A 13,053-nucleotide genomic window follows, 5' to 3' on the forward strand; every position below is an offset into this window, starting at 1 on the left:
GTGGTGTAAATTCTGGTGTGCTTGAGGTGGCCCTCGGTCAGGCTGCTCTTGGTGGAATTTGGGCTGGCTGCGCCTCGTTTGGTTGGGTGTTGAGTTCGGCCATGGCCTCGACCTGCATGTAGCGGCTTTGCAGCTGCCACTCGTCGTTTTGCTCCAGTAAGATGGCCCCGATGAGCCGGATGATGGACTGTTCGTTGGGGAAGATGCCGACTACGTCCGCCCGCCGCTTCACTTCTTTATTGAGCCTTTCCAGCGGATTGGTGCTGTGCAGCTTGACCCGATGCTGCGCCGGGAAGGTCATGTAGGCCAGCACGTCGTGCTCGGTTTCGTCCATGAAGCTGGCGAGCCGTGGCCATTTTCCACGAAGCTGATCGGCGACATGCCGCCAGGTCTGGCTGGCGTTGGCCGCATCCGGCTGTAAAAAGGCCTGGCGCAGGGCGGCCGAGACCATGGCGTGCTGGGACTTGGGAACCCGGGCCAAGGCGTTTCGCATCCAGTGGACCCGGCAGCGTTGCCACGTGGCCCCGAACGTCTTGGCCATGGCGGCCTTGAGGCCTTCATGGGCGTCGGAGACGACAAGCCTCACGCCGCCAAGTCCCCGACGAAGAAGGCTTTTGAGGAAAAAAGACCAGAACGGCTCGGCCTCGCTGGGGCCGATGTGCAGTCCCACGATTTCTCTGCGGCCTTCGGTGTTCGCCGCCACGGCGATTATGGCGGCGACGCTGACCACCCGGCCGCCTTCGCGCTGCTTGAGGTAGGTTGCGTCCAGCCACAAATAGGGCCATTCGCCGGTCAGCGGCCGAGAAAGAAAGGCATGGACCCGTTCATCAATGTCCTTGCACAGCTTGGACACCTGGGACTTGGAGATGCCGGAAAGGCCCATGGCCTGGACCAGATCATCCACGCGCCGCGTGGAGATGCCGCCGATCCAGGCTTCCTGGATGACGGCCACCAAGGCGCGTTCGCTGGTCTTGCGTGGCTCCAGGAAGGGCGGAAAGTAGCTGCCCTGGCGCAGCTTGGGGATGCGCAGTTGCAAGGAGCCGATGCGGGTATCAAGGCTGCGGTCACGGTAGCCGTTGCGGTAGCTGACTCGCTCGGGGCTTCGCTCGTGGCGGCTGGCCCCGATGAGGCCGTCCACATCGGCTTCCATGAGAAGCTGCAGGACGGCTTCCGCCAGGGAGCGGAGAAAATCGCCGCCGTCGGCCTTTTGCATCAGCTCGATTAATGCCATGCTGTCCTCGGCCATCGTGGTCTCCTTTGGTTGCAGGTGCGGCGTCGTAACTTCACCTTACAGCCAATTGACCCGATGGCCACCTCGCCCATTCCGTCCGGGCCGGAGGCTCTCCCCCGGCCTGGACGACTTCAGAATTTACACCACCTCCGTGGACGCTACCTAGGCCATGCGTTCGAATCGCGCCGGGAGCACCAGAATTTGGGGGTTGGGCTGATGCGGTCCGGCCCCTTTTGCGGTGGGAAGAGTTTTTCTCCCCACGGTCGCCCCATTTGTCGGCAGCAACCCCATAACAAGGCTGCCTTCCTATCACCAAACAGGAACCTCCTGAGGTAAAAAAGCGAGATGTCGGTGGTAAAAGGGAAGGGGTGGTGCTTCGAATGTACTATGATGGCGCCATCACCAACCTGGGGCGCCAGGGGGCAAGCGAACGATTATGCCCGGTCGCAGTTGGCGTCTCGCAATGGTTTCAATGATGCCGACGTTGCCAACTGGGGTCCCCTATTGTTCCAAACCCGCTTGAAACTCCCGAATCGCGGGCCAATACCCTGAATTTTGCAAGATGGTGGTGTGGTCACCTTCGAGCACGATGATTCGTTTTTGCCCGGACAGAAACGAAGCCAATCGTTGGCCGTGATGCGGTGGTATGGTCGTATCCGAAGCAGCGATGAAAACCAGGGTCGGGCATAGGACCCTGGCCGCATCCGGCGTCATGTCAAAGTGGCTTCGCAAAAGCAGGCCCACAGGTATGTAGGGGTATCGTTCTTGGCCTACCGCGGCGATGCTCTCCGCCGGCGTAACGAGGATAAGTCCCCTGGACGGCCGTAATGCAGCCACGTGCGTGGCCAAGGCCGTGCCCAGGCTTCTGCCCATGACGGTCACTGACGGTGCGTTTGTCTGTTTACTCAGGAAGTCAAAGGCGAATAACGCATCGGCTTTCACCAAGGCCTCTGATGGCTTGCCATGGCTCGACCCGTAGCCCCGGTAATCGAGGCAGGCCAGTGACATGTCGGGCAATTCCTCTGGCGCATTCACGAAAAAATCTTGGCAGAGGTCCTGATTGCCGCCGAAATAGAGAAGGAGAGGGGCCGCTGCGCCGTCACGTTCCCGAGACATGAGAAGCCCGGAAAGGACTGTGCCGTCCGGGGTGGTGAGGTGAAGGCCTGCCAACGCTGGGTGGGCTTTGGCCACCTCCTCCGCCCGGATTGGGTCGGGCGAAGGGGCCGGGAAGACCTGGGCATCCTGCGTCAGGTAGAGTTGCGCGCAGACGGCAACATAACCAACAGCGGCAAGTCCCAGTAACCCGCTGAAAACCGAGCCAATTCGAAGCCGCATGTGTCGCCTCCCGGGCATTGTCGCTCGTCCTTGCCGATGTTAAAAACCAGCCCTGTCTGGGGCGTCAAGCGCGGGGACCACGCGACTTGATGTTTCTTAAAAATTTCGCGGCGCGGATCATCCCCGCGTCTGCGGGGAACACAGTGCCATACCGCACATCCCGTTACGGGCCGGCGGAGCTGGCGTCACGCGGACAAAAACCATGATCGTCACCCGTTTTGCCCCCAGCCCCACCGGGCTGTTGCACCTGGGCCACGCCTTTTCGGCCCTCGTGGCCTACCAGGCCGCGCGCGAGGCCGGGGGACGGTTTTTGCTGCGCATCGAAGACATCGACCCGGTGCGCTGCAAGCCGGAATACACCCAGGCGATTTTCACCGACCTGGCCTGGCTGGGGCTGGCCTGGGAGGAGCCAGTGCGCTGCCAGTCCGACCATGGCGCGGACTACGCCGCCGCCTTGGACAGGCTGCGGGAAATGGGCCTGCTCTACCCCTGCGCCTGCACCCGCCGTCAGATCGGCGAGCTGGCCGCGCCCCAGGAAAACGACGAGGCCGGGCCGGTCTACCCCGGTACCTGCCGCGGCCTGCCCGAAGCCGCGCGCGCCGAACTGGCCCAAACCCGTGCGTGCGTCTGGCGCCTCGACATGGCCCAGGCCTGCGCCCGGGTGGGCGGGCTGACCTGGCATGACGCAGGGCGGGGCGAGGTCGTGGCCGACCCCGGGCGGTTCGGCGACATCGTCCTGGCCCGCAAGGATGTCCCGACGAGCTACCACGTGAGCGTCACCGTCGACGACGCCCTCCAGGGCGTGAGCCTCGTCACGCGCGGCGAGGACCTGCTGGCCGCCACGGATATCCACCGCCTGTTGCAGGCCCTGCTCGGCCTGCCCACGCCCCGCTACCGCCATCATCCGCTCCTGCGCGACGCCTCGGGCCGCCGCTTTGCCAAGCGCGACAAGGCCTTGACCCTGCGCGCCCTGCGACAGGCCGGCAGGTCGCCGCAAGACGTGCGCGAGATGGTCGGCTTCGGCGATTTTTCCCTTTAATCGAAGGTTGTTATGGCTGTCCTGGGCTGGCGGCCGCAGGCCGCCTTTCCCGCTGGGAATTGACAATACGTTAACATTAGTTCACCTGATCTCCATCCGCGACACGCGGTTCCCGGCTCAATGCACTTGCGCCCCGGCCAACCCCCTGCCTGCGGCACATGGCCCGCCACACGCGACTGCCCGCGAATACCAAGGCCATGTCCAGGAGTTCGTGACGATGCAGACCAAACACCTCTTCCGGTATCTTCCCCGCGGTTGTTCCCTCTGCCTCCTCGTGCTCGGGGGCCTGCTGCTTGCGGCCGGTTGCGACCGCAAGCCCCAGGGCGGCCCGGCCATGCGCACACCCGAAGTCGCCTTCGTCACCATCGCCCCCCAGAAGGTGCTCCTGTCCACGGAACTCTCCGGCCGGACCTCGGCCTTTCGGGTGGCCGAGATCAGGCCCCGGGTCAACGGCCTGATCCAGCGGCGGCTTTTCACCGAGGGCGCCGACGTCAAGGAAGGGCAAGTGCTCTACCAGATCGACCCGGCTCCCTTCGAGGCCGAACTGGCCAATGCTCAGGCCGCCCTGGCCGAGGCCGAGGCCCGGCTGCCGAGCATCCAGGCCAAGGCCGAACGCTATGCCAAGCTGCTGGGCCACAGTGCGCTGAGCCAGCAGGACTACGACGATGCCGCCTCGGCGCTGAACCAGCTGCGCGCCACCATCATCTCGCTGCAGGCCAGGGTGGAGACCACCCGCATCAACCTGGGCTACACCAAGGTCACGGCCCCCATTTCCGGGCGCATCGGCAAGTCGAGCGTCACCGACGGCGCCATCGTCACGGCCTACCAGGCTGCGGCCCTGGCCACCATCCAGCAGCTCGACCCCATCTACGTGGACGTGCCCCAGTCCACGGCCGAGTTGCTGCGCATGAAGGAGCGCCTCAAGGCCGGCCAGCTCAACCCCCGGGTCAAGGACTCGGACAAGGTCGCGTTGACCCTGGAAAACGGCGCGCCCTATCCCCTGGAGGGCACCCTCCAGTTCAGCGACGTCAGCGTCGACCCCTCAACCGGCTCGGTCATCGTGCGCCTGGTTTTTCCCAACCCGGACGGGGACATCCTGCCGGGCATGTTCGTCAAGGCCACCATCAAGGAGGGCGCCGACGAGGATGCCATTCTCGTGCCCCAGCAGGGCGTGTCCCGCGACACCAAGGGCAACCCCTTCGCCCTGGTCGTCGGCGCCGAAAACAAGGTCGAACGCCGCGCCCTGACCCTGGATAGGGCCATCGGCAACCAGTGGCTGGTGACCTCGGGCCTGGCCGCCGGCGACCGGGTGATCGTCGAAGGCTTGCAGATGCTGCGCCCCGGAGCCGTGGTTTCGGCCACGCCCGCCGGCCAGGCCCCGGCCGGCGCGGGCCAGGCGGCCCCAACCGTCGCGCCCGGCCCCAAGGACCAAGGGGGCAAGTAATGCTGTCGAAATTCTTCCTGGACAGGCCGGTCTTCGCCTGGGTCATCGCCATTGTCATGATGTCGCTGGGCGCCCTGGCCATCTACAAGATGCCCATCGCCCAGTATCCGCCCATAGCCCCCCCCTCCATCGCCATCGACGCCTACTTCCCCGGCGCCTCGGCCGAAACCGTGGAAAACACCGTCACCCAGATCATCGAACAGAAGATGACCGGCCTCGACGGCATGCTCTACTTAACCGGCACGAGCTCGTCCTCCGGCGCCTCCCGGCTGGAACTGACCTTCGCCCCGGGCACGGACCCGGACCTGGCCTGGGCCAAGGTGCAAAACAAGCTGCAACTGGCCATGGCCAGCCTGCCCGACACCGTGCAGCGCTCGGGGGTCAAGGTCAGCAAGTCCACCCGCAACTACCTGATCGTGGTCGGGCTGATCTCCGAAGACGGCAGCATGAACGCCGACGACCTGCGCGACTATTCCCAGTCCACCCTGGAGAAGATCCTCTCCCGGGTGCCGGGCGTGGGCGAGGTGGAGAACTTCGGCACCCAGTATTCCATGCGCGTCTGGGTCGACCCGGACAAGCTCAACAGCTTCAGCCTGACCATGGCCGACGTGACCGCGGCCCTGGCCGCCTACAACGTCGAGGTCTCGGCCGGCCAGCTCGGCGGCGCGCCGGCCGTGCCCGGCCAGAACCTCAACGCCGCCATCGTGGTCCAGCACCTGCTCGAAACCCCGGAGCAGTTCGCCAACATCCCCATCCGCATCAATCCCGACGGCTCGGTGGTGCGCATCAAGGACATCGGCCGCACGGAACTGGGCACCCAGCGCTACGACATCCTCGGCACCTACAACGGCCTGCCCTCGGCGGCCATGGCCATCCGCCAGGCCTCGGGCGCCAACGCCCTGGAAACCGCCGACGCCATCAAGAAAACCCTGGAGGACATGAGCCGGTACTTTCCCCCCGGCATGAAGGTGATCTACCCCTACGACACCACGCCCTTCACCAAGGTGGCCATCAACGAGGTGGTGGTGACGCTGTTCGAGGCCGTGCTGCTGGTTTTCCTTATCATGTACCTGTTTATGGGCAACATCCGGGCCACGCTGATTCCGACCATCGCCGTGCCGGTGGTCCTGCTCGGCACCTTCGCCACCCTGCATTTCTGCGGCTATTCCATCAACATGTTGACCATGTTCGCCATGGTGCTGGCCATCGGCCTGCTCGTGGACGACGCCATCGTGGTGGTGGAAAACGTCGAGCGCATCATGTCCGAGGAGGGGCTGTCCCCCCGCGAGGCCACGGCCAAGTCCATGGGCGAGATCACCAGCGCGCTGATCGGCATTGGCCTCGTGCTGTCGGCGGTCTTCGGGCCCATGGCCTTTTTCGAGGGCTCCACGGGCGTGCTCTACCGCCAGTTCTCCATCACCATCATCGCCTCCATGATGCTGTCGGTGGTGGTGGCGTTGGTGCTGACCCCGGTGTTGTGCGCCACGTTCCTCAAACCGGTGGCCAAGGGGCACCAGCCCTCGGAGAACGTGATCTTTTTCCTGCGGCCGTTTTTCGCCTGGTTCGACAAGGTCTTCTACGCGGTCCGAGGCTACTACGTGGGCCTGGTCGGCCGGTCCTTTTCCCGGGCGACCCGCTACCTGCTGCTCTACCTCCTGATCCTGGCCACCGTGGCCTACCTGTTCCGGCGCATGCCCACGGGCTACATCCCGGACGAGGACCAGGGCATCCTCATCGTCCAGGCCACGTTGCCGCCCGGCACCTCCACCCTGGAGCAGACCACGAAGGTGCTCGACAAGGTCAAGGCCTACTTCGAGCAACACGAGAAGGAAGCCGTGGAATCCTTCATGGGCATCGCCGGGGTGAGCTTCAGCGGCCAGGGCCAGAACATGGCCCTGGGTTTCGTCAAGCTCAAGGACTGGCACCTGCGCAACCGCGAGGACCTGCGGGTCAAGCCGGTGGCCGCCCGGGCCATGGGCCATTTTGCCGGCATCAAGGAGGCCATGGTCTTCGCCTTTCCGCCGCCGCCGGTGGTGGAGCTGGGCATGGCCTCGGGCTTCGATTTCGAATTGCAGGACCGCGGCGGGGTGGGCCACGAAAAGCTCATGGGGGCGCGCAACCAGATGCTCGGCATGGCCCGCCAGGACCCGCGCCTGGTCGGCGTGCGGCCAAACGGCATGGAGGACGTGCCCGAATACCACGTGGACGTGGACTGGGACAAGGCCGGCGCCCTGGGCGTGCCCATCACCTCCATCCACACCACCATCGCCGCGGCCTTCGGCAGCGCCTACGTCAACGACTTCGTCCAGGCCGGCCGGGTCAAGCAGGTCAACATTCAGGCCGACGCGCCGTTTCGCATGCAGCCGCAAGACCTCAACCGTCTCTACGTGCGCAACACCGTGGGCAAGATGGTGCCCCTGTCGTCGTTCGCCACCGGCCGCTGGACCATGGGCTCGCCCAAGCTCGAACGCTACAACGCCTTTGCGGCCATCAACATCTGGGGCGAGCCCTCGCCCGGCCACAGCACCGGCGAGGCCATGGCCGCCATGGAGGAATTCGCCGCCAAGATGCCCCAGGGCATCGGCTTCGACTGGACGGGGCTGTCCTACCAGGAACGCATCGCCACGGCCCAGGGCCCCATCCTCTACGCCTTTTCCATATTCGTGATCTTTTTGTGCGTGGCCGCCCTGTACGAGAGCTGGACCATCCCCATCGTCAACATGCTCATGCTGCCCTTGGGCGTGCTCGGCGCCATCGTGGCCACGTCCGCGCGCGGGCTGCCCAACGACGTCTACTTCCAGATCGGGTTTCTCACGACCTTGGGCCTTTCCACCAAAAACGCCATCCTCATCATCCAGTTCATCAAGGAGCGCATGGGCCAGGGCGAGGGGCTGGTGGAGGCGACGCTTGGCGCGGTCAAGACGCGGTTCCGGCCGGTCATGATGACCTCCCTGGCCTTTTTCTTCGGCGTGCTGCCCCTGGCCATCGCCAAGGGCGCCGGGGCCGGGGCCATGAACGCCATCGGCACGGCCGTGTGCGGCGGCATGCTCTCGGCCACCTTCATCGACCTCATCTTCATTCCGCTTTTCTTCGTCCTGACCTCCCGGGTGTTCAAGGGCCGCTGAGCCCGGCCCGGGGCGGACCCAACAAAAGGGAGCGCGGGCCGGTTTCGCGCTCCCTTCTCTTTCGCCCTGCCGCCCGGGTGTTGCCGGGCCGTCGCGCCCGGCCGGGGCGGGCACGAAAAAAGGGAGCGCGGACCGATGCCGCGCTCCCTGCCGGGGACACCGGGCGCAAGGCCCGGCCGTTACTTCTTCAGGTGCAGGTGGACGCCCATGCCGCCGGTGAAGCAGTCGGGGGTGCACAGGATGCGCGGGTTGGCCCCGACGTGGCGCCTCGCTTGGGCCATGGCCTCCTCGAAGGTGGCCGTGGGGATGAAGCCCATGCCCCGGGCGAAGCGGGGCGCCTTGGCCCCGGCCACGTACACGGCGCTGGTGCGCTTGGCCGGCACGCTGCCGCCGCTTACCATGGACATGGCGTGGTAGGGGTGGTAGGTGTTGAAATTGGAATACTTGTAGCAGTATTCCGGGTGGGCGGCCATGGCCGCGGCCTCGGCCGATTCCAGGTATTCCCGCGGGGTGCAGTACTTCTGGAGCGCTTCGTAGGTTTCCTCGTAGGACGGGAACCAGTTGGCGTTGAACCAGCCGTCGCACACCGACACGGCGATGACCACGCCGCCTTCGCGGAAGGCTTTCCAGCAGCGCGAGAGCTGGCCGCCGATGGCCAGGCTCATGAGGATGGGGTTGGTGCCCATGCCCGGGCCGTAGTGGAAGTTGCGCGGCAGGCCCATGATGAGCACGTCGGCCGGCTCGGCCATGTCCATGGCGTAGTTGGTGCGTTTTTCGGCCAGGGGCCAGGTGGCTTTCTCGATTTCGCCCAGAAGCCCGGCCTGGACGTCGAGGACTTGCGCCCGCTTGCCGATGACCGCGTCCACGCCGAAGATCTTCTTGCCGATGCCGGCCTCGATGTGTTCGCCGATGGAGCGGAACTGGTGGCGCTGGTGGGAGTGGGGCGAGGCGCCGAGCCAGTCGTCGCGGTGCATGGTGCTCGGGCAGTGGTGGGAGCTGATGCAGCGCCAGGTGGTGTGCCCGGTCACCAGCATCTTGTAGCCGCCGGAAAAGCCGCCGTAGGGGTTGCCGGCGCAGTGGCCGACCACGATGGGCAGGTCGGCCTCGGCCAACAGCCGGCTGACCTGCACGACGTTGCCCATGGCGTCGGTGCCGAGGTCCACGATGTCGGCGGCCTCGGCGTCGTGGTTGAGGAGCCGGCCGGGGTAGAACATGTCCACGATGCCCTTGCCCAGGTACCAGTACCATTCCTCCAGGGTGTTGTGGCGGTGCAGGCCCGGGGCGCACAGCAGGGTGATGTCCTCCAGGCGCACGCCGGCGGCCAGCAGTTCCTCGACGATGATGGGGATGGCCACCCGGCGGTGGCAGTTGGGGCCAGCCCCGCCCTTGACCCGGTCCGGGAAGCCGATGACGACCTTCTGGCCGGGCTTGGCCAGCTCGCGCAGGGGCGGCGTCCCCAGCGGCTTGGCCAGGGCCCGCCGCACGGCCGCGGCCGCGTCCACGGCCGGGGGGTCGGTCTCCACCCCGGCCAGCCGCAGCACCGTCGCGCTGTCGGGCAGCTCCACGCGCATTTTCGAATCGCCGTAGTCCAACAAGACGTCTTGCATGGCCAGTCACCTTCTGTTGCAATGTCCGGCGCCGGCGGCGCCGCTGTTGACACGGGGCGAACGGGCCCCGGTTACCACCACTTGATTTTTTCCGTCACGTAGTTGCGGATGGCGACGAAGTCCGGGTCGTCGAACCGGCGCGGCCGGGGCAGGTCCACCACCACCTCCTCCTTGATCGTCGTCGGCTTGTTGGACAGGATGAGGATGCGCTCGGCCATGTACACGGCCTCCTCGATGTTGTGGGTGATGAAAACCACCGTGGTGCCGAGCTCCTTCCACAGGCGAATGACCTCGTCCTCCAGGAAAAAGCGCAGCTTGACGTCCATCTGGCCGTAGGGTTCGTCCATGAGCAGCAGGTCCGGCTTCATGGCGAAGGCCCGGCCGATGATGATGCGCTGCTCGGAGCTGACGGAGAGCTGGTGCGGATAGCGCTGGCGCATGTCGGCCAGCCCCAGCATGTCGATGATCATCCCCATGCGCTCGTCGATGACGGCCTTGGGCAGTTTCTTGATGTCCAGGCCGAAGCGCAGGTTTTTTTCCACGGTCAGCCAGGGAAAGGCCGAGGGCTCCTGGAAGACGAAGGCCAGGTTGTGCTTTTTCGGGTCGGCGGACTCCCCGTCGATGTAGAGGTCGCCGCGCGTGGGGCTGTAGATGCGGGTGAGCAGGTTGAGGAAGGTCGTCTTGCCGCAGCCCGTGGGGCCGACGACGCAGACGAACTCACCCTGGTGGATGTCAAACGAGATGTCGTCGAGGACGTGCAGTTCCCCGAAGTATTTGGTCAGGTTTTTCACCTCGACCTTGATGGGTCGCGTGTCCGTGGTCATGTCGGGCTCCCGGGGACGGCTACAGGGCCAGGTCCATGTTGTCGGCGATGGTCTTGCGGATGGCCAGGAACCGCGGGTCCGTCATGTTGCGCGGACGCGGCAGGTCCGGTTCGTAGACGGCCTTGATCCGGGCCGGCCATTTGCTGAGAAGGACGATGCGGTCGCCGAGGTAGACGGCTTCCTCGATGTTGTTGGTCACGAAGACGACGGTGCGGCGCTCCTGCTGCCAGATGCGCTGGATCTCGATCTCCATGGCGTAGCGGGTCTGGGCGTCGAGCTGGCCGAAGGGCTCGTCCATGAGCAGGATTTCCGGGTCGCTGGCGTAGGCCCGGGCGATGCCCACCCGCTGCTTCATGCCGCCGGACAGTTCGTGGGGGTAGCTTTTCTCGAAGCCATTTAACCCAACGAGGTCGATGCACTTCTGGGCCTCGAGGAACCAGTCCCGGCGGGCCTCGCCGGCGATCTCCGGGCCGAAGCCGACGTTTTGCATGACCGTCTTCCAGGGCATCAGCGCCAGTTTCTGGAAGACCATGGTGATGCGCGGGTGGCTGCCGACCACGGGCCGGCCGTCGAGGCGGATGTCGCCCTCGATGGGCCGCTCCAGGCCGCCGATGATGTTGAGCAGCACGGTCTTGCCGCACTGGCCCGGGCCGAGGATGACCAGGAACTCGTTGTCGTAGACGTCGAGCGAAATATCCACGATGGCGTCGCGCACGGCGTCCCCGACGACGTAGCTCTGGGAGACGCCACGCAGGCTCAGTTTGACCGTTTTTTCGTCCATGGGCACAAAATCCTTTCCGTAAGTTGCGTGAGCACGGCGAGCAGCGCCCCGACCAGGCCGATGAAGATCATGGACAGCAGCACCAGCGGCATGTCCAGGGAGTCCATGCCCCGGATGATGAGGAAGCCCACGCCGGACTTGCCGCCGAGCATCTCCGCGGCCAGCACCACCATCCAGGCGGCGCTGGTGGAGGTGCGCACGCCGGCGAAGATGGCGTCCAGGGCCGAGGGGATGGCGATCTTGAACAGCCGCTGGCGGGGCGTGGCGTTGAACATGGTGCCCACGTCGAGGTAGGTCTTCTGGACGTAGCGCATGCCGGCGTGGGTGTTGACCACGATGGCCGGGATGGCGCCGATGAAAACCAGCAGGACCTTGGGGAATTCGCCCAGGCCGAACCAGATGGTGATCAGCGGGATCCAGGCCAGGGGCGGCACGGAGCGAAAGGCCGTGAAAAGCGGCGTCAGCAGGGCGTCCAGGCGGCGGTTCCAGCCCGTGGCGATGCCGAAGGCGATGCCCAGGCCCCAGGCGAAGGCCAGGGCGATGATCACGCGCTGCAAGCTGGCCAGCACGTGGCCGAAGATGGTCAGGCCCTTGATGGGCCGCTCCATGATCTGGTGGAAGCGCTCCAGGGTGGCCATGGGGGACGGGAAGCGCGCGCCTTCGCCGCTGGAAACATACAGCCACAAGGCGAACAGCAGGCCCAGGGAGAGGAAGGGCAGCACCACGTAGATGCGGCCAAGGGTCTGCTCGCGCCGTTCCATCGGGCTCAATTCGTGCGTCTTCATTGCTTTTTCCATCCCAGGACCTTGTCTTCCACCAGGTCGAGCACGGCCACGAACAGGGTGCCGATGACGCCGATGACGGCGATGCCGAGGATGACGATGTCCGCCCGGGCGAACTGGCGGCCCATGATGATCATGTAGCCAAGGCCGCTATCGGCGGCGAGCATCTCGGCCGCAACGAGGGTCGCCCAGGAGTTGCCCAGCGCCACCCGGATGCCGGCGAAGACCATGGTCAGGGCCGAGGGGCAGCCGACCTTGAGGAAGACCGTGAAGTCCGAGGCGCCGCAGGTCTTGGCCACGTTGATCAGCACCGGGCTTGTCTGGCGGATGCCGGTGTAGGCGTTGATGAGGCAAGGCACGAAGGCGGCGAAGAAGACGATGAAGGCCTTGGCCCGCAGGTCGATGCCCAGCCACACGATGGTCAGGGGAATCCAGGACACGGGCGGAATGGGGCGCACGATCTCGAAGATGGGGCGCATGAAGCGGTCGAAGCCCCGGTACCAGCCCATGAGCAGGCCCATGGGCACGCCGATGGCGATGGCCAGGACAAAGCCCGTCAGCGCCACGGTCAGGCTGGAGAGGATGTTGACGCCAAGGGTCGCCCCGTCCGGGCTGGGGTTGACGAGCTTGACGAAGAAAAGCTGGACGATCTCGATGGGCGAGGCCAGAAAACGCTCCGACATCAGGCCCGAGGAGGCGATCACCTGCCAGATGATCAAAAAGCCCAGGATGCCGGCCACGGACAGGGTGGTGGCCGTGTATTTGTCCCGTTTTTTCTGGCACTGCACCAGGGCGACGCGCTCGGCTTCGCTTAAGCGCGCCGCGCAGACTTGCTCTGACATACCCTTTCCCCCCGCGTCCGTCCCCGCGGCGTGCGCGGCCGTG

The 13,053-nt window shown here is 65.5% G+C and carries 10 protein-coding genes; 3 read left to right on the forward strand and 7 right to left on the reverse strand.

Translation table 11 applies throughout. The annotated features are described in order from the left end of the window. Window positions 1-37: 37 nt before the first annotated feature. Window positions 38-1,246 (reverse strand): IS256 family transposase, encoded by a 1,209-nt coding sequence (locus tag ACP59X_RS07045; RefSeq protein WP_428558936.1) that lies wholly within the window; start codon window positions 1,244-1,246, stop codon window positions 38-40. A 486-nt stretch (window positions 1,247-1,732) separates the two neighbouring features. Then, a complete protein-coding gene (locus ACP59X_RS07050; RefSeq protein WP_428566922.1) occupies window positions 1,733-2,566 on the reverse strand; it encodes an alpha/beta hydrolase in 834 nt (277 codons plus the stop codon). Between the two features lie 202 nt (window positions 2,567-2,768). Here ACP59X_RS07050 and gluQRS point away from each other — a divergent pair, with 202 nt between their 5' ends. From gluQRS to ACP59X_RS07065, 3 genes are all read left to right on the forward strand, one after another. Next, a complete protein-coding gene (gluQRS, locus tag ACP59X_RS07055; RefSeq protein ID WP_428566926.1) occupies window positions 2,769-3,605 on the forward strand; it encodes a tRNA glutamyl-Q(34) synthetase GluQRS in 837 nt (278 codons plus the stop codon). Between the two features lie 217 nt (window positions 3,606-3,822). Further along, window positions 3,823-5,049 (forward strand): efflux RND transporter periplasmic adaptor subunit, encoded by a 1,227-nt coding sequence (locus ACP59X_RS07060; protein WP_428566931.1) that lies wholly within the window; start codon window positions 3,823-3,825, stop codon window positions 5,047-5,049. After that, complete coding sequence (locus ACP59X_RS07065) at window positions 5,049-8,174, forward strand: efflux RND transporter permease subunit (RefSeq protein ID WP_428566935.1); 3,126 nt, start codon at window positions 5,049-5,051, stop codon at window positions 8,172-8,174. Before ACP59X_RS07060 ends, ACP59X_RS07065 begins: the two co-directional genes overlap by 1 nt. Before the next feature lie 179 nt (window positions 8,175-8,353). On the opposite strand, the gene ACP59X_RS07070 is transcribed toward ACP59X_RS07065, so the two are convergent. The 5 genes from ACP59X_RS07070 to ACP59X_RS07090 form a co-directional block, all read right to left on the reverse strand. Further along, a complete protein-coding gene (locus ACP59X_RS07070) occupies window positions 8,354-9,781 on the reverse strand; it encodes a lactate racemase domain-containing protein (RefSeq protein WP_428566938.1) in 1,428 nt (475 codons plus the stop codon). 71 nt (window positions 9,782-9,852) lie between these two features. Then, window positions 9,853-10,605: an ABC transporter ATP-binding protein gene (locus tag ACP59X_RS07075; RefSeq protein ID WP_428566942.1), complete on the reverse strand. Its 753-nt coding sequence runs from the start codon at window positions 10,603-10,605 to the stop codon at window positions 9,853-9,855. Between the two features lie 19 nt (window positions 10,606-10,624). After that, a complete protein-coding gene (locus ACP59X_RS07080; RefSeq protein ID WP_428566947.1) occupies window positions 10,625-11,386 on the reverse strand; it encodes an ABC transporter ATP-binding protein in 762 nt (253 codons plus the stop codon). Then, window positions 11,362-12,171 (reverse strand): ABC transporter permease, encoded by an 810-nt coding sequence (locus ACP59X_RS07085; protein WP_428566952.1) that lies wholly within the window; start codon window positions 12,169-12,171, stop codon window positions 11,362-11,364. The genes ACP59X_RS07080 and ACP59X_RS07085 overlap by 25 nt, the downstream gene beginning before the upstream one ends. Then, on the reverse strand, window positions 12,168-13,010 hold the full coding sequence (locus ACP59X_RS07090) for an ABC transporter permease (protein ID WP_428566955.1): 843 nt from the start codon (window positions 13,008-13,010) through the stop codon (window positions 12,168-12,170). The genes ACP59X_RS07085 and ACP59X_RS07090 overlap by 4 nt, the downstream gene beginning before the upstream one ends. Between the last annotated feature and the right edge of the window lie 43 nt (window positions 13,011-13,053).

Source organism: Solidesulfovibrio sp. DCME (assembly GCF_049995385.1).
In the GTDB taxonomy this organism is placed as follows: Bacteria; Desulfobacterota; Desulfovibrionia; order Desulfovibrionales; family Desulfovibrionaceae; genus Solidesulfovibrio.

Bases quoted from the DNA above. Each gene is read 5' to 3' on its own strand.
- gluQRS (WP_428566926.1), top strand. From the start codon at position 2,769: ATGATCGTCACCCGTTTTGCCCCCAGCCCCACCGGGCTGTTGCACCTG.
- ACP59X_RS07085 (WP_428566952.1), bottom strand. From the start codon at position 12,171: ATGAAGACGCACGAATTGAGCCCGATGGAACGGCGCGAGCAGACCCTT.
- ACP59X_RS07070 (WP_428566938.1), bottom strand. From the start codon at position 9,781: ATGCAAGACGTCTTGTTGGACTACGGCGATTCGAAAATGCGCGTGGAG.
- ACP59X_RS07075 (WP_428566942.1), bottom strand. From the start codon at position 10,605: ATGACCACGGACACGCGACCCATCAAGGTCGAGGTGAAAAACCTGACC.
- ACP59X_RS07050 (WP_428566922.1), bottom strand. From the start codon at position 2,566: ATGCGGCTTCGAATTGGCTCGGTTTTCAGCGGGTTACTGGGACTTGCC.
- ACP59X_RS07065 (WP_428566935.1), top strand. From the start codon at position 5,049: ATGCTGTCGAAATTCTTCCTGGACAGGCCGGTCTTCGCCTGGGTCATC.
- ACP59X_RS07080 (WP_428566947.1), bottom strand. From the start codon at position 11,386: ATGGACGAAAAAACGGTCAAACTGAGCCTGCGTGGCGTCTCCCAGAGC.
- ACP59X_RS07060 (WP_428566931.1), top strand. From the start codon at position 3,823: ATGCAGACCAAACACCTCTTCCGGTATCTTCCCCGCGGTTGTTCCCTC.
- ACP59X_RS07090 (WP_428566955.1), bottom strand. From the start codon at position 13,010: ATGTCAGAGCAAGTCTGCGCGGCGCGCTTAAGCGAAGCCGAGCGCGTC.
- ACP59X_RS07045 (WP_428558936.1), bottom strand. From the start codon at position 1,246: ATGGCCGAGGACAGCATGGCATTAATCGAGCTGATGCAAAAGGCCGAC.